This window comes from Leptolyngbya sp. GB1-A1 (assembly GCF_039962475.1).
Lineage (GTDB): Bacteria > Cyanobacteriota > Cyanobacteriia > Elainellales > Elainellaceae > Leptolyngbya_A.
In genome coordinates this window covers 14,414-38,070 of sequence record NZ_JAMPLI010000042.1, presented here as the reverse complement: position 1 = coordinate 38,070, position 23,657 = coordinate 14,414, and the positions used below count along the sequence as shown (strand labels likewise).

Sequence of the window (23,657 nt, the reverse complement as noted above, 5' to 3'; positions counted from 1 at the left end):
TCCTAAATCGAGGGGGCAGGAAGTGTGAATTTCACTGGACTTGTGAGGATTCATTGAGGCTCAACAATTCCAGAATCTATCCATGCATTGGCATAGCCGAAAATGCCTCTTTTCGGCGAAAAGCTGTGCATACCTAGCTGCCGTCGCTACTCTAAATAGACTTCCAGGTACGATCGCGCCTCCCGGCTGAATGCCACCTCACTCACGTTTTGCCCCTTCGATCGATGAACCGTTAAAATCTTGCCGTTCCAACGCATACTTTCCTGTATTCAAAAACCTTCTGCTAACTGTGAAGTGCATTAGACAGCAGACTGAAATGTCCTCCGCTCAATTATGAGGAAAATTTGATGCGTGTCAGATTTGAAAGCAACAGTCAAATTTTGACACGCATCAAAACGATGATGCAAACTCAGCTTAATCAGGTAGCTCCAACCCTAGCTCAGCTGCCTTCGCTACCCATTGCGCCATCTTCGCTTTAAGTTTTTGCTGTTCCCGCTCCAGTTTCTTGAGCTGCCGACCCTGCTCGATCGCTGCTCGCGTTTCTGCCACCTGGGCAGCTTTCAAATAGCGCGCTTTTTGCCCCTGCACTCTCAAGCGATACTGAACTGAGGGTTGCCCTCGCACCGTTGTTCTGCCTGGAACTGAGGAGTCAATTCGAGCACTCAGCAGGATCTCTCCCGCTGCTTGAAGGGCAGCGATCTCGGTTTCTAGCTCTGCGAGTCTGGCTTTCAGTTCTTGATAGCTCAGTTTTGATGCGTGTTAGATTAATCATGCTTGAGCTTATTTTGACACGCATCAAATTGAACTGAGGTTTAACAAGATCCCGATCGCCTTCAAAGGCTTGATGAGAGGGACTTTGAGCAGATCGGGAAGAAAAGTTGTCTTAGAATTGTCAGGTAGAGATAAGTGATGTTATCTCTACCTAAAACTGAAATAACTTGACGATCGACGATAACTGACTCCCCCATTGACCCTGTTCTACCGATCGTCAGCGTGCCCCTTGAGGGCGGGAAGAAGGAGGAACCCTAGGCGGATCATCTGGAGACTGAGGATTTGAGCTTGCTCTGGGAAGCCTTGAATTTTGATGATGCGACACGGGTACGCGATCGGGCGATCGTGGCGGTGCTGAGTCATGGACTGCGAGCCTCAGAAGCATCTGCTCTCAATGTCGCGCATTGGAACGGCAAGATTTTGACGGTGCATCGATCCAAGGGGCAGAACGTGAGTGAGGTGCCATTGATCCGGGAGGCGCGATCGTACCTGGAAGCTTATTTAGAGTGGCGACAGCAGCAGGGCGGCGTATTTGAACCGCTGCTGGAGAGTCCCATGTTTCTAGCGCAGGACCCAAAGAACAAGGGGCAGCGGTTGGGTTACAAAGGGCTGCATAAAATGGTGCGGAAGCTGGGAGCAGTTGCTGGAGTGGAAGACATTAATCCCCATCGCTTCCAGCATACGTTTGGAATGGAGGTGACGCGACGCGGGGTTGATCCCCTGTTTGGCAAGGAGTTGATGGGGATCAAGAGCGTGCAGCTTCGCTGATCCGGAACGGATCGCGTGTTTCAGTGGTACACGAAAGGGGTGTTCAAGCAGGCAGCAGCTGAGGCGTATCTCAAGGCGATTGGGGAAGCGGACGGTGAGCGATGACGGTTTCATTGTTTCAGGCGGATACGCCTAATTGACTTTCAGTGCACGCTTGCTTCAATTAGGCGATGTTGAGGCGCCTCAAAAACGCTGGTTTATTTTGCTAGCGGCATGGAGATAGTCGGTAACTCCAGAAAACAAAGTTAGGAAGCGCTTCGCTAATTTTATATGTCTCCTACTGACTCAGCTTGACGAGTTTTGCGACACAACCGGAATGGAGCGAGGCTAGAGCAGGAGCAGTAACAGTAGTCCGATCGGCAACGTAATCCAACCGAGAATACTGCTATTTCCCGTCTCCGATAAATCACGCCGAAAGCCGCACCAGAGACAGTCAAAGCGATCGTTGTCTCGCTGCACCAGGGATTGCTTAGAACACTTGGGGCATTGATGGAAAGGTTCTTTCCCTCGCTCTCGAAACTCTATAATTTCACTTCTCATCGGCGCATTCCTCCAGGGTTTAGTCACTTATTAATAAGTGCAGAAATAGAGGAGCCGTGTGACATTACGCTTTGCTGTTTCTGAACAAGTTAAACAAACTTGAGAAATGATTGAATGAAAAAAAGGAGCATAGCGATCATACGCTCCTAGTATAGTTTCAGCTTTACTCTAAACCTTAAAAAGCAGTTGCTCGCGGATATTACCTGTCTAACCAGTCTTGTCTACTCTATGAATATCCCATTCTGCCATGTTGTGTGTCCCTTCCATTCCCGAAAATCTTTGCATTGATCAATTTGCCCAACGCGTCCTTGTAAGGACCTGGATGCACTGAAATCGTTCGTTCGTTCGATGAGATAGTGTCGCCCTGATTCCAACGTAAGGTGTTTCCAAGTCGAAGCTGTTGTTGTTGGATAAATGCTGGATTAACTAGCTCCATTTCGTGTGCCAGCATATGATCAGCTTCATCAATGAGAAAACTGAGATAAGGATCGATTTCAGCTTTTGCTAAAATTTGATCAATCTGCTCTGCTTCGGTATCGGTTAAGGTAGGTTTTGCACAGAGGACGCAATATCGATAAAGTAGCTCTTTATACGGTGTAGACTTCTCCATCAGGTTCCAACTATTCATAAATTTCACTCCAGCGTGTTCCAGGCTTCATAGGGACTAGGTTCGTATTCCGCTCCTATAGTCGCCTGGTGATAGGCAATTCAGAATCCTGTAGTCTGATTACCTGTTGTCCGGATCAAGGCTCATCCTCAGTTGAGGACAATGAAGGATTAGACTAAGGCATCGCTCCAGAAGGAGTGCGTCGCTAGACTACTATGTATCTAGTGTCCAAACGGCATCAGTGCGTGACGGCTTCTATGTAAAGATTTTGTAAAGAAGCTAAAGCAATGTTGCAATTACTGTAAAGCGAGGCGGAACGGGCATAGCGCACGAAATTAGAAAACCTTGTCACATTAGAGTGGGGTTTTAACACTAAGAGGTATATACTCACGCCTCGCCTATGCGTCCTAATTCTTCCAAAGACGTTTTAGACCTTGCAATTCATGACATCCTGGCTCCGAATAGCCCCTATGCTTATTCCACCCTGACGTTCATTCAGAGAATACTTCACCAATTTAAACTTACATCTCGCCTAGAAGCCTCTGATATTCTTGCTGACGCCTACCTGCGGGGCAAGAAGTTCTTGCAACAGGGAGGGGAAATTCAACATGCTCATGCTTGGCTCAAGCGTACAGCTTATAACATTATCCGGGAGCAAAGCAGGCTGTTGTCACCCCAATATTTAGTTCAGCCAGATTCAGTTGAAATTTTCTGCCGCATCATTGATGAAAGTTGGCAAACATCCGAGGTGTTGAGCGATCGGCTCACTATGCTGTGGAGAGCATTTGAGGTTTTTCAAGCGACAGACCCGGAAGGAGCAGAACTCATAGACTTGAAATGTTTGCAGGGTCTCCCGTGGAGCGAGGTACGCCAGCAGTTGATTGAGCAGGGGCGGGATGTTCCGGATGTTACTGCGCTAAGGCAAAGAGGCAGTCGAATCAAAAAAACGCTAAGACGGATTTATCACGATCTCTGCCAATCCGATCAGCAGCAGGGCATTAGTGTCTGAAGAGTGAATCTGATAATAATGACGTAATGACGGTCTACCAGGATTAGCTTCATCGCCTGTCAGCTAGAAAGCGAATTCCGGTGTGGTTTGGCGAAGCGGTGGTGTGCGGAAGATATTGGCTCGATAGTGGGCTAGTGGGGTATTTAGAAGAAGTGCGGGTGATGCGGGGACGGATGGGGTGGTATGAAGTGATGAACTTTGTGCTGCTGTTGAATGTTTATACGACACAACCGGACGGCGGAGCTTTCTTTGTTTTTCTACATTTGACCTCGCCCTACCCGCCGCCAAGCTCAGCGGCGCGTATAGACAATTGATGATAAAAGATCGGCTAATTGCGCGTTTGCTACATGCCGATGTTAGAGCGTGCTGAGTTACACATGAGCCTTCATTTCCGGAAGGGGAATCGTAGAGCACTCATTGAGAATAGATTGCACAACTCTCCCTATGTCATTAAGGATTCTTCCGGCCTCAGAGCCCAGCTGAGCCACTTCCAACATATTGATTGATTTTATTGATTCAAGCAGTGAAAGCCCATCCAAGTCACGATGAGCAGCCGACATACATCGGACATCACTGAGCTTTTTCTGATGCTGCTCCCAGAATTTATCAAGCGGCTGACGCACTCTCCGAAGATCAGAATCAAACTTCGGCAACAGTCCGAGAGTTTCAAGAGGCTTCCTTATCTTTTTGCCTAACAGTTGAGTCATGTCTTTGGTAACTTCATAGATTGTTAAGACTATATGGCGAGCTATCTGTCTACGAGTCCAGGAATCTCGCTCAAAATGAAGCTGCATGACCAAAACAGAAAGGTCATGGGCAGCAATGTTCATGTAAATTCCAACATTCCAGAGCTGGGAGTGAATATCCCATCCACGATTCCTACAAACTTCCAACGCTTGCCTGAAGACCTCCGTTGTGGCAATAAGCTGATTATGCTTTTCGGCAAAGGTTCGCTCTAACTCTGCTCGGTCTTGGTCAACAAGACGATCAATCTCTTCCATCATCCCTATCTAACTCCTCAATCTGCAAAAACATCAATCAGTACCCTAACAGTTTGGGTCAGCAATTGCCGAGATCTTTGCATTAGACCCACCGCTTCATCCTATTTCACAACAAATGTCATCCGAGTGAGATGGGAACAGCAGAAGTCACTCAATTTCTCACCCATCTCGTTGTACAGGAGCAGGTTGCAGCTTTGACCCAGGATTAAGCCTTGAGTACGATCGTCTTTCTCTATCGAGCGGTTTTGCAGCAGGAACTTTTGGAACACAAGGACGTGACAATGACAATGATTTACACCTACGTTTTGAGCCGAAGTGGACGAGGCGTGATCTAAGCTTGCTTAGTCTCACTTTGTTATTACTAGGTCATCTATTTGCAACAATAGGGAGGTATTCTCAATAAGCAGCATTCTTTTCTGCACCGATTCCTTAGAAGAATGAAGTATCAAGGCTTTGACCCCTTTAGATGAACAAAGTATAATTTCTTCATCTACTCCTAAGTCCAAATCAGTCGGCTGCTTATGTCACGTCTCAACTTGTATTGGCAGTCTTTCCTGATTGGAACGACGGGCATGTTGGCTGGATGGGCTGTTAATAATTTGCCCTCCGCTAAAGAACTGAATCTTCCGCTTCCCGTGTGGGCAGTGTTAGCGATCGCGATAGGAGCATCGGCTGGGCTGAGTCTTCTGCCTGCCCTGCTGGGAAATGACAACCGGACAGATGCACGGACTAGTGCTTGGTCGTGGCTCAGTTGTCTACTGCCCCTACTTGCGAGTGGTGCACTGTTTTTCCTGGTGAAAGCTGGGCAGATCCCTCCAGAGATGACAGCAGGATGTCTGTACACCTCGCTGGGGCTATTCGTTTTTGCAGCGGTCTTTCCACCAGTGCTAGTTCTTTTGAATACTCGAACGCGATTGCCGAGCGCAACTCAAGCGATCACCTCTGCTTCTACTAAGCCTCAAGATGAATTGCGAATTCGTGCCGAATTACTCAAGGCAGTGTCCGGTGAAGTTGAGGGGCGATTAAAAACAGCCTTCCATAATCGCATTCGTTTGCTGTTGGGAAAGGAGGAGCATCCGGCAGCGGTTCAGCGGCCTTGGGACCAAGAGGTAAAATTTCGCAATGAAGCACCGCTGCCCCTACCGGCGGGAACTAGTGTTGTTACTGTTTTTGATCGGACTGAGGTTGCAGGTCGATTGCTCATTCTCGGCAAGCCTGGAGCTGGGAAAACAACGACATTATTGCAGCTGGCGGCTGAATTGGTTAAGCGAGCACAAAGCCAGGCTGAGGGACCAATACCAGTAATTGTCGGGCTATCCTCCTGGAAAGGTGAGCGACAGCTAATTTCAGACTGGTTAACAGCAGAACTGAAGTTGAAATACGGATTGCGGGAGGCGATCGCCCAGCAGTGGTTGAGTGAAGGAAAGCTTCTGCCGTTGCTGGATGGACTGGATGAGGTAGCTCCTGAACAACAAACGGACTGTGTGCAGGCAATTAACCGCTTTCAACAGGACTATGCTGGCAGGCAACTGGTTGTGTGCAGCCGCATTGATGAATACCAACAAATGCAAGCGCAACTACATTTGAATGCAGCAGTGTATCTGAAGCCCTTAGGACCCAACCAGATTCAAGAGTATTTATTACAAGCTGGTGGGTCAAAGTTGTGGGCAATGGTGGAAGCTGACTCGTCCTTGATGAGTTTGGTCCAAACTCCGTTTTTTCTGAATGTGGTGAGCCTCGTATGGCAGAATATTGCTTTCCCATCCAAGCAACAACATCGGGCTATCCCAGAGTGGCGGCGGCAGATTCTTGATGCCTACATTAACCGGATGTTAGAGCGGTCAACGTCATGCACAGCATATGCTAGGAATGCTAAACATTGGCTCAGCTGGCTGGCGAACGGTTTGCAGAACCAGAGCCAAGATGAATTTTATATTGAGAAATTGCAGCCGACCTGGCTATCAAACTCGATGTTGCTGAATTGCTATCGTGTTTCCAACTATCTGATTGGTGGGCTGATTGGTGGGCTGATTGGTGAGCTGAGTTTTGGGCTGTTTTTTGGGCTGATTTGGGGGCTGGAAAGTACAGATTTAGAAATTAGAATGAAGCCGAATCAAGGTATTTGGGTTGCACAGTCAAACGCTTTGATTTGGGGGCTGATTTTTGGGCTGGGTTTTGGACTGATTTGGGGGCTGTTTTTTGGGCTGGGTTTTGGGCTGATTTTTGGGCTGATGAATGGGCTGATTTCTGGGCTGATTTTTGGGCTGATTTTTGGGCTGCTTCGTGGAGGTGCGACCGTCATCCAACATCTTGTCCTGCGTATTACTTTAAAACTCTGTAACTATGCGCCTTGGAATTATGCTCAGTTTCTCAATCATGCAACAGACGATCTTATCTTCCTACAACGGGTAGGTGGTGGATATCGGTTCATTCACGCGCTCCTGCGCGATCGCTTTGCCGAACTTTGGAGGGAGTCTCAGTAGATTCAGTTTGTAGGTTGTGTCGTTCAATAGGAATGCAGTGAATCTATGAAAATCGATCGCCACGGTCAAGCCAAAGTGTTATTGCCGGATGAAGCGAAGCTGCTGTTCGATGCGTTCCCCTCCGATCGCGATCGGGCTTTGTTCGGAATCTGTCTGTTCACAGGCTGCCGTGTGAATGAAGCCTGCACGATGTTGAGTGCCGATGTATTCGATGGCTCCGGCAATGTGCGAGCCAAAGTGACCATCCGAAAGGCAAACACAAAGGGCAAAGCAGAGACGCGACAAGTTATCACCCATCCCACGCTGCGAGGGTATCTGGAAGCCTACAGCAGCGATCGGGGTAAAACTCACCTGTTTCCAGGGCGGCACGGGCGCGGGCACATTAACCCACGGTCAGCCGATGCCATTCTGCGGGAAACGTGCGATCGGCTCGGTCTAGAGGGCATCTCGACACACAGCTTCAGGCGAACCGCATTAACGCAGATGAGCAGTGCTGGCGTTCCCCTGCGAGTGATTCAGGAGATTAGCGGTCATCGCAGCCTGCAAGCTTTGCAGCGGTATCTGGAAGTATCGGAGAAGCAAGTTGAGGCAGCAGTAGGGGCGATCGGCTTCTGATAGTGTCTGGTACGTTAGAATCGATAATCCAGAACGGAATTTTTTGTCGTGAAGTCTCCTGCATCTACTGAAGGCATGGGTTTCTATCAAGACACCAATCGATCGCTGCTGAATTTGATAGCCCCTTGGGATAAGCAACACGATAGCCAACCATATTGATGCCATCTAAACAACAATTGTCGCGCCCTGCAATCGCATTAGCTGATCCCACCTTGGTACACTCTTCGAGCACCTCGTAGACTAGAGATGGAATCGCGAAGCAGAGACCCGATGATCCCGGTAGAACGACTCCTTCAGTTATTGCGCTCACTACCTGATCAGATAGTTGAGCGCGAGATAGACTTTATTCGCCTGGTAGTGCCACCGCTAACGGAGATTCTAGGGTACTCTGCCAACGAAACATTCTATGAGTATCGTATAGAGCGTAGACTAGCCGACGTGGTTCTCTCAGCTTCGATCACGTCCAAGCCTTGGATTGTATTGGAACTGAAGAAGTATCTACCCCGGAACACAGCAGATTGGTTCTACCAACTCAAGTACTATCTAGACGCGTTTGACAACTGCATAGGAGCTGTCCTGTCGCCACAGATGCTCTTGCTCTCCATTGATGGCAGAGACGCTGAGCGCTTTGATCTCCGGACAATTACGCGTGAGCAAGCTGAGCAGCTTTACGCAGTCTTACGGCGTAAAGCCCAGCTACCTGCCGTGGAGCAGTCCGAGAGCAATAATCCGCTCATCCCGTTGATTGAGGCCGCCGAGAAGGCTACTACGGCGAACGAGAAGGGCAAGACCTTTGAAGAGGTTGCCAAGTTTGTCCTGGAAAGTGTGCCTTCACTTCGCTGCAAGTACACGAATCTTTACACCCGCAGTAGCGAAATAGACATAGTGGTTGAGTACGACCGATCGAGAGGAGGTATCCCGCTATTCGACGAACTGGGTCGATATGCACTGATCGAGTGCAAGAATTGGAGTAAGCCTGTAGGAGTTGGTCCCGTGCGCGACTTCATGGGTAAGCTTGACAAGTGCAAGGCACGTATGGGTATCATCTTCGCGCGAAACGGCGTCACCGGCGTAGACGCCGGGGTGGACGCCCTGCGAGAAATTCAGAGCAGGTTCGACCGCGACGGAGTATTCCTCGTAGTCTTCTCCTTGGAGGAGTTACGCGCCATAAAGAACGGACTAGACTTTGTGGCTGCACTTGATCAGAAGGCGGATACGCTTCGCTTCGACGCGGAACTTGCGTAATGCCTGCACCTAAAGAGCCAGATTCCTACAGGTTATCATCCCGCGCTGGGATTGCTTTCATCGTTTCCCTTACTAAATGCGCGGTTAGCCGTGGCTAGAATTTGCAGGACAAGTAACGCAAACTTGCGCCCTGACTCCTCATTATCCAGAACTTCCAGCGAGAGCTTTTCATGGTCGGTCATAGCATCGAGCACTGTATCGACCACCCGCTGAGGAAACAGCCCATGCATGACCTGCTCAACACTATGGTTTTTGACCTGGGCCATCACTTCATCCTGACGGCTAATACGCTGGGCGATCGTGTTGAGGAACTGCACCTGGTCTTCGTCGCTGACTTCTGCACCAAACAGATCGTTTAACGCCTGAATGATTTCTGAAAGACGCTTTTTCTCAGGGTCATGAGCTTTGCCAGTACCGATCGCACTCCCTGGTTTTAAGGGATAATCCCCTTGATTGTCGTCCAGTCGGAGCTGCTGCTCCTTGCGTTTTGTGAGCCGATAGTGGGTCAGCGAAAGTTCAGAGACATCAATATCTTCCTGCTCCAAACGATCGCGCCGCAGCAACGGGTGAAGGTGCTTGGCGTAGACACAGAGCTGTTCTAACTCCCGATCTTCGTAGTCAATGATCTGAGAGAGGAACTCATAGAGCCGGATGAAACTCTTGAGGTTCTTTTTGAACAGGTCGAGCTGGTCAATCTGTTCACCTGCCGCCTTGATTTCATTCTCAGCTTGCTTAAGGGCAGATCTGTTACCGCTGGCTTCAGCACTGCGTTTTTGATCCAGAGCCTGACGGCGGGCGGTTTCTGCCTGTTTATAGCGATACTTGAAGCGGTCTACAGCAGGCTGGCAGTGGTAGGAGAGTTTGGCGTTGGCGGCTTTCGGGTCAAAAAAGGCGAGGGCAAAGGCTGTCACTTCATTCCAGTGGTAAATACCTTCCTCATCAAGGGTCGTTTGCAGGTCGTAAATGGTCTGTGGGTCAGAGACATCTGCAAGTTCAGCTCGGTTGTAGTAAGGCAGGAAGGCTGCAAGGATGTCTTCAGAGTCGTTGAAGAAGTCGAGGACGAAGGTTTCTTTGCCAGGAAATGTGCGGTTGAGACGCGATAGGGTCTGCACACAGTCCACGCTTTGCAGTTTCTTATCGACATACATGGCACAGAGCTTGGGCTGATCGAAGCCTGTCTGGAATTTATTGGCGACGATCATGATGTTGTAGTCAGCGGTGTCGAAAGCATCTCGCATATCGCGCCCGTTCAGGTCAGGATTTAACAGTTTGCTAGTTTCGCTAACTTCTTCAGGAATGACATCATCCGGTAGAACTTTGCCAGAAAACGCTACCAGGGAATGGACATCGGTATAACCCTTCTCTTTAACGTAGGCTCTGAGGGCAAGGTGATAGCGCACGGCTTCTGGGCGGCTACTGGTGACGAGCATCGCTTTTGCCTGCCCATTCAGCAGGTGGCGCACCTGATCTCGGAAGTGCTCGACAATCACTTCAACTTTCTGACTGATGTTGTAGGGGTGCAGACGGACCCAGCGAGCTAGTTTAGTGCGAGCCTGTTTGGAATCAACTTCCTGATCTTCCCCGTTAGGATGGGCAATCTTCCAGGCAGTGGCGTAGGTGGTGTAGTTGAGCAGCACATCGAGAATGAAGCCCTCTTCAATGGCTTGCCGCATGGAATAGACGTGAAAGGCTTCGGGCTTGTTGTCTGAACTGGGGGGCAGATTTGGGTTGGGAGAACGACCAAACAATTCCAGAGTTTTGGACTTGGGTGTGGCGGTAAAGGCGTAGTAGCTGATTCGATCGCTCGGACCACGAGTCTGCACTGCGGCATCTATCAGATCTTCGGCACTGATTTCTTCCTGTTCGGGATGGTCGCTGACGAGGATCGCTTTGAGCTTGCTGGCGGCGGAGCCAGTTTGGGAAGAGTGAGCTTCATCCGCAATGACGGCATAACGACCGCTGGCAAGGGCAGGGTATTTATCTAGAGCATCGAACAGAGCCGGGAAAGTCTGGATGGTGACGATGATGATGCGGGTTTTCTTAGTGAGGGCTTCGGCAAGTTGTTCAGACTTGCTCTGGCTCGTACCCTCGCGGGTAATGGGGACGACAACGCCCTGAGCGTGCTCGAACTGGTAAATGGTGTCTTGCAATTGGCTATCAAGGACAGTGCGATCCGTGACAACAATGATGGAGCTAAACAGCTTTTGCCCCATGTCACCGTCAGGATTGTTGTCGGGGTCTGCATAGAGTGAGGCAAGCTGGTGAGCAGTCCAGGCGATCGAGTTGGACTTGCCCGATCCGGCACTGTGCTGAATCAGATACCGTTTGCCCACCCCTTCGCAGCGGGTAGCATCAATTAGTTGGTTTACCACCTGCCACTGGTGATAGCGAGGGAAGATCAGCGTTTCCTTTATGGTGGTGCTGCCATCGAAATTCTCCTCTTCGGTTTTCTCGAGGTGCAGAAAGCGACCCAGCACCTTGAGCCAGGCATCGGGCTGAAAAAGCTGTTCCCACAGATAGCGGGTGGCGTAGTCATCTTCGTTGTCGGGGTTTGGGTTTCCGGCTCCCCCGTCGGCAGTGCCCCGGTTAAAGGGCAAGAAGGAGGTGTCTTTCCCTGCCAGCCTGGTAGTCATGGCAACTTCTTGTTGACTGACGGCAAAGTGAACCAGGGCACCTCGCTTAAAAGTCAGCAGCGGTTCGGCTTTGCGGGTAACGGGGTCTTTAACGGGGCGATCGTCACAATACTGCCGTTTGGCGTTTTCGATGGACTGCTTGAATTTGCTCTTGAGTTCCAGGGTAGCAGTGGGGATGCCGTTAACAAACAGCACCAGGTCAAGGCGGGGATTATATTCATCAGAACGAGCATGGGGTGAGTAGGAGACTTCGGGCACGACCCGCAGCCGATTAGCTTGGTAACGTGCCAGGGTATCAGGGTTCATACCGTGGTCGGGCTTGAAGCTGCACAGATCGACCTTCACTCCCGGCAGTTTGTAGCCGTGGCGCAGCACATCGAGGGTGCCGTTTTTCTCCAGGGCGCGGACGGTTTGCTGAATCAGGAAACTTTCGGGATCGCTGGGGTTGTTTTTGCAGAGTTTTTGCCAGCGATCCGACCACGCAGTTTGAAAGTACGCCAGCAGGTCTTCAGTGTAGAGAGCGGTGGTGGGGTTATAACCCGCAGAAGTGCCAACAAGCCAGCCTTGGGCTGCGAGGGCGTTGATGATGTCTTGCTGGAAGGCGGGTTCTTTACTGTCAGCCATAGGCAGCCTCTAGGGTAGCGGTGGGGGTATCGCTCTCTGGAGCTTTCCAGCCCCGTACATCTATCTTTCCCGTCACTGCAGCAGAGATCAGGGCTGAGCGGCGTTCTTGGAGAAGGGCTACCTGTTTTTCAGCTTCATCTGCCAACACCTGCATTCTGTTTAACGCATTGCTAATGTATCTTTGAATTTCGTCCTGCTCATCATTCGGTGGAACAGGTAGGAGTGCTAATGAAAATTTTGAATATCTAAAACGTGGTGCTCTTTCTCTTACCGCTTGACACAATACAAAAATGAAATTACGTTGAGCCATAACCCTAAGAACATGTGCAAAGTATTCGCAATTAATGCCCTGGTCATAAGGTTTTAAAACGACATATTCTGGTGTAGATTTTCCATCATCTTCAGAAACTCCAATTGCCCCAGCAAAAGCATCCATACTATGAACTACTAAATCACCCTTACGAATACCTTGATATCCGTGTTCAAGATCTGCCAAGGTGAAGCCACTTTCCCTCCTTCGTGATCGTAAGCAAACCTGACCATCTCTAAATACAGTGACAATCTCATCGCACTCACGGACAGGTCTGCATTGTTCTTCAAAGAGAAAATTTGCTTTTATAACTCCCCAGTGCTCAGGCACTTCGCCTAACCACTCGATGCCGGAATCTTTCATCGGGACGGTGGGGTCGAGTCCCTTAGTGACAGCATGGGAAATCACCGCCTGACGCTTTTCCTTGAGCAGTTCAATCAGCCGCTCCTGCTCCGCAATCAATGCGTCAATATGGGCAGTTTCATGGTCTAGGAACCGAGCAATTTGGGTTTGTTCAGATTTTTCGGGCAGTGCAATAGAGAAATTGTTGATTACTTCACTCGGAACTCTCTGTAATCCGGCTACACCTGTCATGGATGCGATGCAAAAGTCCATGAAATTGTTTTCTTGCAGACGATAGTAAAGAAATCTATTTGAAATAGCATTAAAGGCTCTCAGCACATTAATTTCACTAGACCCAAATCCAACTCCATTAGTCAAATTTTCTGCTATTGCAATATTTTTGTTTTCAAAACACGGCGTTACTTTAGCTTGAAGGACATCACCATTCTCAAAGTAGGTATAACCTGCATACACATCTGAAATAGTGCGTTCTTCATCCAGAATGAGCGTCCCTGTTTTAAGCTTTTCCATTGGTACAAAGCTGCAAAGTTGGCTCTGATCTCCTTGATAGTCTGATTTCTTAGGATTCAGAACTGCCAGATGCTTTATGGGTACACGAATCCAATGCTCAGGCATTTCCCCCAACCATTCCACCCCAGATTCCTTATACGCCTCATACTTCGGAAACGTCATGCCGATAGCTCCTCGATCATCTGCTTAATCCGATCCGTACAAGCCTTCAGAGCGTGGTCTATCTCCTCCAACGGGCGAGGCGGCTGAAACACATAGAAGTGCCGATTAAACGGAATCTCAAACCCGACAGTACCCACTTCCCCATCTAGCTCATCGCGCTTGTCCTCATCAATCCAGGCATCCGGCACATGGAGCTTCACTTCCCGCTCAAAGTAGTCATAGATTGACTCGCCCAGGGGCACATTCTCATAGTCCCGTAGTCCTGCATCTGGCTCTGGCTTGCCCTTGCTCTTACAAATCTCCGCCTCTGGATGTCGCTCTCCCAACGCATTCAGCAGCGCATTGAACTGCGGTGGTTTCAGTTCCACATTCTGCGCTGCCAGGGCTTCCTTCAGGACTTTGGTAAACTTGCTTCGGTTGAGGTACACCGTCTCTCCATCCATTCCGTTCAGTGCCGTGATCAGACGGCTTTGCTCATCCCCCTCCAGCTTTTGGATCGCCTTTTCTGCCAGTGACGCCTTCACCCGCTCTGGCGTCACCTGAAACGCCAGTCGCAACGGACGCTCAACTGTGATGCGGCGATAGCCAAATGCTTCCACTGGAAAGATCTTGCTCTGGGGCGTTTCTTCAAACCGACCATAGAGGCGCACCAGGGCGTCAATTTGTTCCTCGCTGAGGTACCGGCGCTTGCTGCCCAGCGACTTCATCTTGCTGAAAGGCTTGGTGCCATCGATCAGCTGCACCTTGCCTCGGCGCTTCTCCGGCTTGTGGTTCGACAAAACCCACACATAGGTAGCAATACCCGTGTTGTAGAACATATCCGTCGGCAAAGCGACGATCGCTTCCACCAGATCGTTTTGCAGCAGGTGGCGACGAATTTCTGACTCCCCACTACCCGCCCCACCTGTAAATAGCGGCGACCCATTGAGAATAATGCCAATGCGAGAACCACCCTCGCGGGGGTCACGCATCTTGCTTACCAGGTGCAGCAAAAACAATAGCGACCCATCTGACACACGGGGCAACCCAGGACCAAAACGCCCATCAAACCCTCGCTGGGTGTGTTCATCTGTGACCTGCTTCTGTACCTTCTTCCACTCCACCCCAAACGGCGGGTTGCTGAGCATAAAGTCGAAGCGGCTACCTGAAAGCTGGTCATCTGATAGGGTATTGCCAAACTTGATATTGCTGACCGTCTGCCCCTTAATCAGCATATCTGCCTTACAGATGGCATAAGATTCTGGGTTCAGCTCCTGCCCGTGCAGCGATACCGTTACCTTCTTGCTGATGGATTGAATATATTCATCTCCCTCTGACAAGAAACCGCCTGTCCCCGCCGTGGGATCGTAGATCGTGACAATACTGTTGGGCTTGAGCTTGTCGTCCTGCCCCGTAATCACTAAAGAGGTCGTCAGGTGGACGATATCGCGAGGGGTGAAGTGTTCTCCCGCAGTTTCGTTTGAACTCTCGGCAAACTTGCGAATCAGCTCCTCAAAGATGATGCCCATGCCAAAGTTGGAGATAGTCTGCGGGCTGAGGTCTGTTGCCGCGAATCGCTGCACCACTTGATAAAGCAGGTTGCTGACATCTAACTGCTGAACAAACTCCTCAAACCGAAAGTACTCAAAGATCTCCCGTGCATCACGGCTGAACGACTGCACGTAGCTCATCAGGTCATCTGCCGTTTGAGTATCTGACAACGTGCCCAGAGTCAGGGACGAGGCATTGTAAAACTGCTGTCCTGCCACCCGCAGCAGCAGCTTTTCCCGCACCAGATCAGGCTTATCCTGATGCTTCCTGGCTTCATCAATTACAGCTTGTCTAGTAGGCTCCAACACACATTCCAACCGTCGCAGCAGGGTAAACGGGAGAATGATGCGACCATACTGGGATTGCTTAAAATCGCCTCGCAGCAAGTCAGCAATGGACCAGAGAAAAGCAGCAGTTTGGGAGTGGTTCGTCGTGTTCATGCAAAAGTAGGACGGACTGGCTAAGGAAAAGTATGAGGAGATGCACTTTGGGCTTTAGATAAGACCATGAAGCGGTTGGTTATCCCAAGGAGAAGAGCTGAAGTTTAGATTGCCCTCTGAGTTCCCTAATTTCCCAAGTGTGCATTGAGCTTCATCTATTTGACTGATATGGAGCATATCCAGGTTAGCAATGAGCATGGCCGATCCGTACAAAAATCAACACTTCTCACTGATATCTCTAACTCGAACCCGAGCGATTTTCCATAGCCCTACGGAGTCCCATGAGAGGACTCGCATAACCAACGCAGTAATGCCTTAGCACAAAGCTAGCAACTTCAAAGAACCTTCTCCAATCCCCCCTCCCCTCCTGCCTAGTACGCTTGGTGCAATCGCCCTTTCTCCCCTCCTTTTTATTCGTGTTACATTCTACTTGGTCTTTTCAGATGTAACACGAATAGATGAACCTTTCAGAACTGAAGGCACGGCTGGCAGAATTGGAGCAGGAAGCCGCAGAACTTCGGGGATCGGGAGACTGCCTACAAGGTGTGCGACTTGAGTTTGCGCCTGGTGGTGGAACTGCATCTGTATCGGCAAAACAATCACTCAAATATGCACGGCTCCGGGCAGGACGGGGGAAGCTGCTGCCCAGTGGCAAACGATCGCAGTACGTTCCCCTTGCCGATATCTCCCGCATTGAAGCAGCGATCGAACGAGGGAAAAGGCTCACGGCGATCGAGAAAGAGATCGGGCGAGTGCAGGTGAAAATTGAGCGGGTAGAAGTAAAGGTAGCTGCTCTAGAGGGAAGATAGCAATTGCGCGACCGCACGCTACTACTGCTCATGTTTCGTCATGAGTTACGGGCAGGAGAAGCGTGCCTACTGAAGTGGGATGCTTTGATGTTCGATGAAAAGGCGATCGCCTTCAACCAGACGAATTGGAAATGTTACAGCAGTTAAAGCAACAAGATTCAGGTAGCTATTATTTGTTAGTGAAACCTATGCAGTACCAGGAGCAATTGCCTTTATACTGCTCAAAGTTTTATAAATAAAACCTTCGTTTGCTTCCATTACGGGTCGCATTTTGTCAACAGTTTGTCGCATATCATAATGTGTCATGTGCATTCTTTCAGAGTGTTGCAGCAACAATGCTGCGCTTTCTGTATATTCTGGAAATTCACTAGTAAAAATCTTACGAACATTCTTTGGTGAAACTGGCACACCCGTCCACCGTTCAAAAATTGTTTTGATCCGACTGTTCCAATTACAAACTTCCATAGGGCCTGGGCTTCGTTCTTTTCGGAAGAAGAAATTGTGAGGAACTGTCCCTTGCATTGCCCGTCCCCATTCCAACCAGCGCCGAATATAGTCATAGAGACAGGTATTACCAAACGAGATATTAGTTATTTCAGCCCACCACCCCTCGCTTTCCAGCAATGCAGGTGTCATTGACTTACCTACTTTGAAATCCTCTTTTTCATGATGGATGTAGAAGCGAATTTCGTCCTTATATTGCTCCCATAGACCTTGTTTCTGAAGATCTTGAATTGATAATAGACCTAACTTAGTTAAGACCCCCTCCTTAAAAGTTTCTCCAATACGAAGGTCATAAAAAGTTCGCGAACGAGAGGGAATAATAATACAAAATGCGATACTCAGAAAACATTGTAGGTCGTTTGCAATTGCTGTGTCAGGTCGTCTTTGAGTCTTGTACCCTTGACGCATTCGGCTATTTCTGACGTAGATGGTAACTAGATCAGCACGTTGCCGTTCTTTCTCCATAGCTCTAACAAGTTGCTCCCATGAAGTTGAAGTTTCGCTGTACTTCACGGTTTGCTGAGTTGCTTTACCTTTTTTCTTAAGATCCGCTTGAATATCCAATAAACGACGAAGGATAGGAATGTCCCTATCCTCTGGATAATCATCAGAACCGAGTACATCCCTATACAGAAACTTAGCGATTGACAGCGCAATGAACAAGCGACGAGATCTAGAATTCGGATTTTCGCCTGTAAAGGCTAGATATCGTTCAACACGTTCTTTATCCTCATCTGCTCGCTTACGAGCTTCTTGAATACCGATCTCCTTTCTCATGAGGTACTCCTCATAAGATGAGTACTCAAATGCCCAAAATACTAATTTGTTCCTAGTAATCAGGTGTTCAAAAGATAACTCACTTAGGGGAATACTTTCATAGCGATGTAGCCATCCTAAAACTTGAAGAATTTGCTCTTCCTCTGTAGTGAGTGCTCCAGGAGTAACATCGTTATCTCGTCGCCATTGTTTATACGTATTCAACTGTTCCTTTAAACCATCATTCAAATAATCATCAGGAAATTGTTTCGCGCATAATGCATGGACAGGACAACGTTTCTCATGTAGCTCCATTCCAGGCTTCTTATACTCACGCTTTACACCGTTAGTGTAGAACGTATTGAAAACTGGTTGAAATTCTTTACCTTCTATAGTCTCTCCATTTCGCTCCATCGCCCAATTAAACCATGCTCGTAATCGCGATCGAATTGAGCGGCGCTTTTCAAGAGGGACATTAAGCCGATCGAATTCTGTCTCAGTTAGCTTAGTACCATTAGAAAGTTGGTTTAGTGGTACGGTTTTTAAGTAGGCTAATGCTGCTTGAACTTCGTTTGCAGTAGCTCTTGTATGTACTGGTGCAGGACCTCCACAACCTGGAACAAAGTAGCGGATAATGGCTGTTCTTAAGGCGTTGAGCTCTGTTGATCTACCGATCTGTTCTAGATGTCGGCAGTATTCCTCATAATACTCAAATAAAGTTTGTTGCTCTTCTTGTACTACTACTCCTAACATCTCTTGAGATGAAATATCCCCACCCCAAGGAGCAACAGAGTTTGGCTTAGGCAAATATTGTTCTGCCACAGCCCACTTGATTAGGTCACGCAAAGCATTACGAATACGGGTTCCATGCCTCAGTGTGAGACCCAAGGCATCTAGAGCAACAGTCGCGATCGCAGGAGATTCATTGAGATACTCCAAAGGGATTGTTTCAAGATATTGAAGTCCAGCCTCAACTTCAATATCTAGTGCGGGTTTGTGATGGGGCAGCGGTCCACCACAAGCAGGAACAAAGAATCGAATAATTGCGTTGCTCGTATCCAACGTAACTTCCTGATCCTCAATCTGCTCTAAGTATTGCTCCAAAATCTGACGAGCATTTGCAGGTTTTAGATTTAACCCTTCAAACAGTCCTACTTTGATATGGCTACAAGCCCCGGCTGGAATTGGATTCTCTGGCAACTCAAGGTAAGCTTGTTTTTGTGCCCATTCTACTAAGCCTCTGAGGCTGTGGCGCACCCTCTCTCGCTGTGATGGCGAACTGTCCAATTTCTCCAGAACGCTTAGAACAATATCTGGTGCATTTGAGAGTATGTTCAGAGGAACAGTTTTTAGGAATTCAAAGCCTTGCTGAAATTCACTTAGAGAAATTGATTTGTGCTTTTTGGCTGAAGGTGTAGGACCGCCAACACCAGGCACAAAATAACGGATTAAGGCATTCTTAGTATCATTAATATCCTTTTTATCTTGAAGTGAAGCAAGATATTGAGAACAAATATATAGGGTATCAATAGGGGCAGTTTCATCTGTTGCAAATATTTCTATTGAATCTACTGCGATCAAATCACTAGAATCTGCTGCATCTAAATTATCAAACAAATCTAACTGAAAGCTAGTTAAAGCACTTGCCGTATCAACCATAGAAAAGTGCTAAATTGAATTAGTATGTAGTACATAAATTCTAATTTACCCTGTTTCCAGAAAATTGCAAGGATATTTTGCAAAGATTAAGTTAGATGTATAAATAAACTTCGACGATATAAAAATTGAGCGGAAGCAAGATTTCTTGTAGGTTAGGACATAGTTTATCAAAGCTCACTGTAAACAGTGAGCTTTGAATTTTGCACACTAAAGAATAAGCTGCTTTTGCTTTTAGGCGTTGTATAAGTGTGCAACGCCTGTTTTTTCTTGCAAAAATTCTGAAACCTTTTTCTGGCAATCATTCTAGCTGATAAATTGATAGGTGCTAAGCGATAAAGGTAACGGTGATAGGATCTTTGAAAATAGTGATAGATGCTCACCCAAAACTTGCATAATGAATTTTTTAGTAAGGTACTCTAGCTCACCAGTGTTAGGGTAGAGCATTAACTATAGGAATTAGGTTGTTAGCCAGAAAATCTACTGCTCTTTTGGCTAACTAGGAAACCCTTTTGCACAGACAACCGTTATTAGAATTGGAGAACTATATAGCCAAGTTCATACGAGAGTTTGGCTTAGGCTCATCAGGAGGTAGTGTACAAAGCAATATCCACGGATTGCGGAATTAAATGGAGCCGCTATTTTGGGTATATATTAACTTTAAGTATCGAGACAATCGCTAGCAAAGCTGACTGGATACACGGATTGCGCCCAAGGGAATGTAGTAGTGGGATCAGTAAAGTACTTTTCCCAGATATCGCAGTCTTACTTGATCATGGTGCTTGCTGAAGGGGGGCAATTGAAATGAGTTCGTTTAATTACAGAGACACAGGTACTTCACATATTTTCATTCTGCTGGTAAATAGGCTAACGTCGAGTCAGACTGTACCAGAAGAGACTAGCCATGAAGCTCTGGACGTTTTTGACCAAGGACATTCGCGAGCTAAACTTGCAAAAAGTTGAGGAAGTGACCAAGACGGGAACAGATGCAGCAAAAGCAGTGCTGGATTTAGCAAAAGCGGTTAATGAGCAGGGTAATAAGGTTGACACCCTGCGACCCTATGTAGGCGAAATCTCTTCACTGCTGGATGTGCTGAACTCACCTCTAGCTCAGGTCATTAAGGACACCATTCCGTTTGCACCCCTTGCAATCACAGCCCTTAAACTTGTCGCTGAGTCAACCAAGAAAGAGCCAACTCTAGAGCAGTGCATGATGCTGGTGAGCCAAACAGCATATTTGGACAGTCTTCGATTGCTCTTAACACCCTATGCTCAGCTAATAGCTCAAAGAACGCAGAAAAAAGCTTCAGAGGCGATTGCCCGTCAACTTAAACAGCTAGGGGAAAAGGAGTTCAGTGATCAGGATGTGAAAGACGCACTGCTGAATTTTCCTAACTCAAAGCTGGCAGAAGAATTTAATAAGATTCTCAAAGCACGACTGGAAGAGGCAGGAATCTCAAAACATTGGGCAGACAGCTTAACCAACCGAATTGCTTGGAATACGCCCCGCTATATCAACGCAGCACTTGCCCAGAACGCAGATATCCTCAAGCCTCTAGCAGAATTGCATCGAAATGGTGGGCGAGAAGTGCTGGAGCGCTACAACAGCATTGACACCTACTTGACTGAAAAAATTAAGCCTTGCCCGAAAGAGAAGGTTTTTGCAGAATCATTTACCTTTCAAGATATTTATGTCCCTTTAAAGGCACAATTCATCAAAAACGATGGAGAAGTAGACAAAAGTAGAGCTCTAGTTGATCTAGAGACTTGGGCAAGAGCTTTGTTGAGCGATGACCGGCGAAAAGACAAAGTCCTGTTCATTCAGGGCGGGCCTGGACGCGGCAAGAGTGTCTTTTGCCGCATGTTTGCCGATTGGGTAAGACAGTTTGAATATCCTCGCTGGGTGCCTATCCTAATTCGATTGCGCGATATCCGGGTTTTAGAAAAGGATTTTGAGGAAACGCTGAAAAAAGCTGTAGATCGGGATTTTGCCAAAAACGATCCGGGTTGGCTAACCGATCGTAATATTCGATTCCTATTTCTGTTGGATGGCTTCGATGAACTGCTAATGGAGGGCAGAACTAGCGGGGGACTGGAGGAGTTTTTGAAGCAAATCGGCAGATTTCAAGAGAGTTGCAAGGAGAACTCTGAGAAAGGGCACCGAGTGTTAATCACAGGCAGAACTTTGTCTTTGCAAAGTATTGAGCGGCAGATGCCGTCTAATTTGGAACGGGTCGAGATTCTACTAATGGATCAAGACCTCCAGAAAGCGTGGTTCGACAAGTGGCAAAAGCTTGTTGGAACCCAGAAAGCTCAAGCTTTTCAAACATTTCTGAAAGACCCACGTTGTCCAGAGCGTATTCGCGGTTCTAGAAGCGAAGCTGGACTCGCTCAGGAACCCTTGTTGCTGTATCTTCTAGCAGCAATGCACCGAGATGAAGAATTAACGCTTGAGATGTTTGACGGGGCAGAGGGAGCCAAAGCGAAAATCTTGATTTATGAGCAGTCGTTGAATTGGGTGTTGACGAAACAACGTCCGAAATGGCTCAACCGGGATTTAACTGAACTAGAAACGGAAAGCCTGCGTCGCATTTTGGCAGAAGCTGGGTTGTGTGTAGTTCAGACAGGCACCGAGTGTGCGCCTATTACCATGATTGAAAAACGATTGAAAGGAGATGATGGCGCAAGAGAACTACTAGAAACTGCTCGAACTCGACTCAAAGATAATCCATTACGAAATGCCCTAGCAGCATTTTATCTACAACCAGGACGAGGTAGTAGTGGATCGGTAGAGTTTGCCCATAAGAGCTTTGGTGAGTTTTTGTGTGCAGAACGATTAAAAGAAGCATTGGAGGACTGGACTCGTCCTGGACTGAAGCGACAAGAGTTCTACATTTCTACCGAGAAATTGCACTGGGAAATCTATGACTTGCTGGGACAACCTGTGCTCACGCAAGAAATTGTGGAACATCTGAGAGTCCTCCTGCTTAATAGCCGAGACTTTCGACCTACTATCCTATTTGAACGGCTACATAATTTTTATGAACGTTGGTGCGAAGGAGAATTTATTGATGCATCTCCTCCTGCGGAAAACTTACCCCAGAAAAAGCTGGCACAACTGAAAGCATTATCAATTGCTACTGGACTGCGCCAGGTAGATGTGTATACCGGGCTGAATGTGATCATCCTGCTGCTAGAACTGCATCGCTATGCTCAAACTACAGAGGAATTCAAAAACGCGATTGTATTCTATCCCAGTGGACAACTCCGCGAAGGAGCTAGCAAATACGAACTGACAGAACGTTTACTCAAGGTAGTTCATTATAGTGATGCAATTGCACAATCTACATTCACTCGCACTGTCGGAAGGTTCCTCACCAGTGCCAACCTCACCAGTGCTAACCTCACCAACGCTGACCTCACCAACGCTGACCTCACTAACGCTGACCTCACTAGCACTAACCTCACCAACGCTGACCTTACCAGTGCTAACCTCACCAGTGCCAACCTCACCAGTGCTAACCTCACCAGTGCTAACCTCACCAGTGCTAACCTCACCAGTGCCAACCTCTACAGTGCTAACCTCACTAGCGCTAACCTCTACAGCATTAATCTAATCAGCGCTAACCTCACTAGAGCCAACCTTACCAGAGTCAACCTCACCAGCGCCAAACTCGGCAGCACCGACCTTACTAGCGCTAACCTCACCAACGCTGACCTCACTAACGCCGACCTTACTAGCGCCGACCTTACTAGCGCTAACCTCACCAACGCTGACCTCACTAACGCCGACCTCGCCAACGCTAATCTCTACAGCGCCAAACTTTACAGTGCCGACCTTACCAGTGCTAATCTCACCAACGCTGACCTCACCAGCGCCAAACTCTACAGAACTAGCCTCTACAGTACCAATCTCTACAGCGCCAAACTCTACAGTGCTGACCTTACCAGTGCTAATCTCACCAGCGCCAACCTTGCCAGCACTGACCTTACCAACGCTGACTTTACCGGCGCTGACCTCACCAGTGCCGACCTTATCAGCGCTAACCTCACCAGCACTAACCTTACGGGTGCCGACCTTAGCGGCACTGACCTTGCCGGCGCTAGGGTTTGGAGCGCAATTTTGACCAATACGAATTTAACCGGCGCTGATTTAAAGGAAATTACCTGGAACGAGGAGACAAAATGGGATGGAGTTAAGGGATTGGGAACGGCGAGGAATGTGCCAGAAGCATTGAAACAGCAGCGCGGATTGCAATAAGACTGGCAATCAGAGAGATGTAGAAGGTGTACCTCAGTGAGTTTATCCTTCTACAATCTC

General features: G+C 48.1%; 17 protein-coding genes and 1 pseudogene. 10 read left to right on the top strand and 8 right to left on the bottom strand.

What is annotated here, in order from left to right; all coding sequences use genetic code 11:
• Window positions 1–414: 414 nt before the first annotated feature.
• Entirely contained in the window at window positions 415–624 is a 210-nt protein-coding gene (locus tag NDI45_RS24605) for a hypothetical protein (RefSeq protein ID WP_348249262.1), read from the bottom strand.
• A 429-nt stretch (window positions 625–1,053) separates the two neighbouring features.
• Here NDI45_RS24605 and NDI45_RS24600 point away from each other — a divergent pair, with 429 nt between their 5' ends.
• Window positions 1,054–1,539 carry a site-specific integrase gene (locus NDI45_RS24600; protein ID WP_348249261.1) on the top strand — a complete coding sequence of 162 codons (486 nt, stop codon included), beginning with the start codon at window positions 1,054–1,056 and terminating at the stop codon, window positions 1,537–1,539.
• Window positions 1,540–1,866: 327 nt separating this feature from the next.
• Here NDI45_RS24600 and NDI45_RS24595 read toward each other — a convergent pair whose 3' ends face one another.
• Together NDI45_RS24595 and NDI45_RS24590 are read right to left on the bottom strand one after the other, a co-directional pair.
• A complete protein-coding gene (locus NDI45_RS24595; protein ID WP_348249260.1) occupies window positions 1,867–2,079 on the bottom strand; it encodes a hypothetical protein in 213 nt (70 codons plus the stop codon).
• Between the two features lie 226 nt (window positions 2,080–2,305).
• The gene (locus NDI45_RS24590) at window positions 2,306–2,707 is read right to left on the bottom strand and encodes a hypothetical protein (RefSeq protein ID WP_348249259.1); all 402 of its coding nucleotides are present in this window, start codon (window positions 2,705–2,707) and stop codon (window positions 2,306–2,308) included.
• Window positions 2,708–3,086: 379 nt separating this feature from the next.
• Here NDI45_RS24590 and NDI45_RS24585 point away from each other — a divergent pair, with 379 nt between their 5' ends.
• Window positions 3,087–3,695, top strand: a complete 609-nt coding sequence (locus NDI45_RS24585) for a hypothetical protein (protein WP_348249258.1) — start codon at window positions 3,087–3,089, stop codon at window positions 3,693–3,695.
• 80 nt (window positions 3,696–3,775) lie between these two features.
• A complete protein-coding gene (locus NDI45_RS24580) occupies window positions 3,776–4,009 on the top strand; it encodes a hypothetical protein (RefSeq protein ID WP_348249257.1) in 234 nt (77 codons plus the stop codon).
• 57 nt (window positions 4,010–4,066) lie between these two features.
• Here NDI45_RS24580 and NDI45_RS24575 read toward each other — a convergent pair whose 3' ends face one another.
• Window positions 4,067–4,699, bottom strand: coding sequence for a hypothetical protein (locus NDI45_RS24575; RefSeq protein ID WP_348249256.1), 633 nt, complete (start codon window positions 4,697–4,699; stop codon window positions 4,067–4,069).
• Between the two features lie 89 nt (window positions 4,700–4,788).
• Here NDI45_RS24575 and NDI45_RS24570 point away from each other — a divergent pair.
• The 5 genes and pseudogenes from NDI45_RS24570 to NDI45_RS24550 all read left to right on the top strand — a co-directional run.
• Window positions 4,789–4,902 (top strand): annotated as a pseudogene (locus NDI45_RS24570) (phage integrase N-terminal SAM-like domain-containing protein); the annotation flags it as partial.
• 6 nt (window positions 4,903–4,908) lie between these two features.
• The gene (locus NDI45_RS24565; RefSeq protein ID WP_348249255.1) at window positions 4,909–5,031 is read left to right on the top strand and encodes a hypothetical protein; all 123 of its coding nucleotides are present in this window, start codon (window positions 4,909–4,911) and stop codon (window positions 5,029–5,031) included.
• A gap of 186 nt (window positions 5,032–5,217) precedes the next feature.
• The gene (locus NDI45_RS24560; protein ID WP_348249254.1) at window positions 5,218–7,179 is read left to right on the top strand and encodes an NACHT domain-containing protein; all 1,962 of its coding nucleotides are present in this window, start codon (window positions 5,218–5,220) and stop codon (window positions 7,177–7,179) included.
• 45 nt (window positions 7,180–7,224) lie between these two features.
• A complete protein-coding gene (locus tag NDI45_RS24555) occupies window positions 7,225–7,794 on the top strand; it encodes a tyrosine-type recombinase/integrase (RefSeq protein WP_348249253.1) in 570 nt (189 codons plus the stop codon).
• 270 nt (window positions 7,795–8,064) lie between these two features.
• Window positions 8,065–9,039, top strand: a complete 975-nt coding sequence (locus NDI45_RS24550) for a restriction endonuclease (protein WP_348249252.1) — start codon at window positions 8,065–8,067, stop codon at window positions 9,037–9,039.
• Between the two features lie 35 nt (window positions 9,040–9,074).
• On the opposite strand, the gene NDI45_RS24545 is transcribed toward NDI45_RS24550, so the two are convergent.
• The 3 genes from NDI45_RS24545 to NDI45_RS24535 are packed head-to-tail and all read right to left on the bottom strand — an operon-like array spanning window position 9,075 to window position 15,611.
• Window positions 9,075–12,296 (bottom strand): type I restriction endonuclease, encoded by a 3,222-nt coding sequence (locus NDI45_RS24545; protein WP_348249251.1) that lies wholly within the window; start codon window positions 12,294–12,296, stop codon window positions 9,075–9,077.
• A complete protein-coding gene (locus tag NDI45_RS24540; RefSeq protein WP_348249250.1) occupies window positions 12,289–13,641 on the bottom strand; it encodes a restriction endonuclease subunit S in 1,353 nt (450 codons plus the stop codon). Before NDI45_RS24540 ends, NDI45_RS24545 begins: the two co-directional genes overlap by 8 nt.
• Complete coding sequence (locus tag NDI45_RS24535) at window positions 13,638–15,611, bottom strand: class I SAM-dependent DNA methyltransferase (RefSeq protein WP_348249249.1); 1,974 nt, start codon at window positions 15,609–15,611, stop codon at window positions 13,638–13,640. Before NDI45_RS24535 ends, NDI45_RS24540 begins: the two co-directional genes overlap by 4 nt.
• A 458-nt stretch (window positions 15,612–16,069) precedes the next feature.
• On the opposite strand from NDI45_RS24535, the gene NDI45_RS24530 reads away from it, so the two are divergent.
• Window positions 16,070–16,420, top strand: coding sequence for a hypothetical protein (locus NDI45_RS24530; protein WP_348249248.1), 351 nt, complete (start codon window positions 16,070–16,072; stop codon window positions 16,418–16,420).
• Window positions 16,421–16,606: 186 nt separating this feature from the next.
• Here NDI45_RS24530 and NDI45_RS24525 read toward each other — a convergent pair whose 3' ends face one another.
• On the bottom strand, window positions 16,607–19,339 hold the full coding sequence (locus NDI45_RS24525) for a hypothetical protein (RefSeq protein WP_348249247.1): 2,733 nt from the start codon (window positions 19,337–19,339) through the stop codon (window positions 16,607–16,609).
• A 901-nt stretch (window positions 19,340–20,240) separates the two neighbouring features.
• Here NDI45_RS24525 and NDI45_RS24520 point away from each other — a divergent pair.
• The gene (locus tag NDI45_RS24520) at window positions 20,241–23,597 is read left to right on the top strand and encodes a pentapeptide repeat-containing protein (RefSeq protein WP_348249246.1); all 3,357 of its coding nucleotides are present in this window, start codon (window positions 20,241–20,243) and stop codon (window positions 23,595–23,597) included.
• Window positions 23,598–23,657: the final 60 nt, after the last annotated feature.

Excerpts from the sequence above, each read along its gene's own strand:
- NDI45_RS24595 (WP_348249260.1), bottom strand. The coding sequence starts at position 2,079 with ATGAGAAGTGAAATTATAGAGTTTCGAGAGCGAGGGAAAGAACCTTTC.
- NDI45_RS24590 (WP_348249259.1), bottom strand. The coding sequence starts at position 2,707 with ATGAATAGTTGGAACCTGATGGAGAAGTCTACACCGTATAAAGAGCTA.
- NDI45_RS24585 (WP_348249258.1), top strand. The coding sequence starts at position 3,087 with ATGCGTCCTAATTCTTCCAAAGACGTTTTAGACCTTGCAATTCATGAC.
- NDI45_RS24575 (WP_348249256.1), bottom strand. The coding sequence starts at position 4,699 with ATGATGGAAGAGATTGATCGTCTTGTTGACCAAGACCGAGCAGAGTTA.
- NDI45_RS24560 (WP_348249254.1), top strand. The coding sequence starts at position 5,218 with ATGTCACGTCTCAACTTGTATTGGCAGTCTTTCCTGATTGGAACGACG.
- NDI45_RS24555 (WP_348249253.1), top strand. The coding sequence starts at position 7,225 with ATGAAAATCGATCGCCACGGTCAAGCCAAAGTGTTATTGCCGGATGAA.
- NDI45_RS24550 (WP_348249252.1), top strand. The coding sequence starts at position 8,065 with ATGATCCCGGTAGAACGACTCCTTCAGTTATTGCGCTCACTACCTGAT.
- NDI45_RS24545 (WP_348249251.1), bottom strand. The coding sequence starts at position 12,296 with ATGGCTGACAGTAAAGAACCCGCCTTCCAGCAAGACATCATCAACGCC.
- NDI45_RS24540 (WP_348249250.1), bottom strand. The coding sequence starts at position 13,641 with ATGACGTTTCCGAAGTATGAGGCGTATAAGGAATCTGGGGTGGAATGG.
- NDI45_RS24535 (WP_348249249.1), bottom strand. The coding sequence starts at position 15,611 with ATGAACACGACGAACCACTCCCAAACTGCTGCTTTTCTCTGGTCCATT.
- NDI45_RS24530 (WP_348249248.1), top strand. The coding sequence starts at position 16,070 with ATGAACCTTTCAGAACTGAAGGCACGGCTGGCAGAATTGGAGCAGGAA.
- NDI45_RS24525 (WP_348249247.1), bottom strand. The coding sequence starts at position 19,339 with ATGGTTGATACGGCAAGTGCTTTAACTAGCTTTCAGTTAGATTTGTTT.
- NDI45_RS24520 (WP_348249246.1), top strand. The coding sequence starts at position 20,241 with ATGAAGCTCTGGACGTTTTTGACCAAGGACATTCGCGAGCTAAACTTG.